Origin of the sequence: Marilutibacter maris (genome assembly GCF_006546735.2) — a bacterium.
In the GTDB taxonomy this organism is placed as follows: Bacteria; Pseudomonadota; Gammaproteobacteria; order Xanthomonadales; family Xanthomonadaceae; genus Marilutibacter; species Marilutibacter maris.
Genome location: NZ_VICD02000241.1, coordinates 1 through 1,059, shown reverse-complemented (window position 1 = coordinate 1,059; position 1,059 = coordinate 1). Strand labels below are relative to the sequence as shown.

The following is a 1,059-nucleotide window of genomic DNA, read 5'->3' as shown; positions in this document are numbered from 1 at the left end:
GGGACACCGCCAGCGAGGCCAGCGCGGCGGCGGCGAGGACCTCGTCCGGGGTGTCGCGATCCAGCCGCAGCAGGCTCTGCGCGAATGCGTGGTCGAGCGTGCGCAGCTGGCCGCCGCGCCACAGCGCCGCGAGCAGGGACGGCGCGCTCATGCCGGCGCTCCCGGGGCCGCGGACGCCTCGCCCGCGAACAGCGCATCCAGTGCCTGCACCAGCGCCGGCTCGAAGCGCTGCGCGTGGATGCCGGGCGAATCCGCGCGCGCGGCGTCGAGGCCACGGCAGAACAGGTAGCGGATGCCGCCGAAGTCGCGTTCGTAGTCATAGCCGTCGCCGAGGCGGAAGCGCAGCCAGCGGTGCAGGGCCAGGGTGTAGATCAGCGCCTGCAGGTCGTACTCGCTGTGGGCCATCGCCGCCGCGAGCGCGGGCGCGTCGTAGCGCGGCAGGCGGTTGGACTTGTAATCGAGCACGTACCAGCGTCCGTCATGGCGGTAGGTGAGGTCGATCAGGCCGGTCATCAGGCCTTCCAGCCGCTGGCGCAGACCGAAGCCGTGGCGGCTGCCGACCACGCCGTGCGCGTGCAGCAGGCGCAGCAGCGCATCGACCCGGGTCGGCGCAAGGGCGAACTGGAATTCGATCTCCGGGCGCCGTTCGCCGGGGGCCAGATCGCACAGACGCAGGCCTTCGGGCAGGGGCACGGTGAGGGTGTGCCCGGCCAGCGCGGTGGTGAAGGCGATGCCGTCCTCCAGCGCGTCGGCGGCATAGCCGTTGGCTTCCAGCGCACGGGCGATGTGCACGCCCTCGCCATCGGGCGCGGCGTCGCCGGGCCGCCAGTCGCGCCAGGCGGCGAAGTCGGTCTCCTCCAACGCGGCGTGCAGGGCGACGCCGAAGCGGGTGCCGGCGAAGCGCGGATCGAACACGGCCTCGTCGGCCTCCTCCGGCACCGGCTCGTCATGGCCGCCGGCCACCGCCACGGTGGACGCGGCGGCGCGGTCGCCACCGCCGTCGGCGTGGGCGAGCTGGGTGAAGCTGTAGACCCACCAGTCGGGGTCGAGGCGGCGATG

At 73.9% G+C, this 1,059-nt stretch carries 1 protein-coding gene; it reads right to left on the bottom strand.

The window, feature by feature from the left end:
- Positions 1-147: 147 nt before the first annotated feature.
- On the bottom strand, positions 148-1,059 hold a 912-nt coding region (locus tag FKV24_RS14060; protein ID WP_211371878.1), incomplete at its 5' end, for a PD-(D/E)XK nuclease family protein.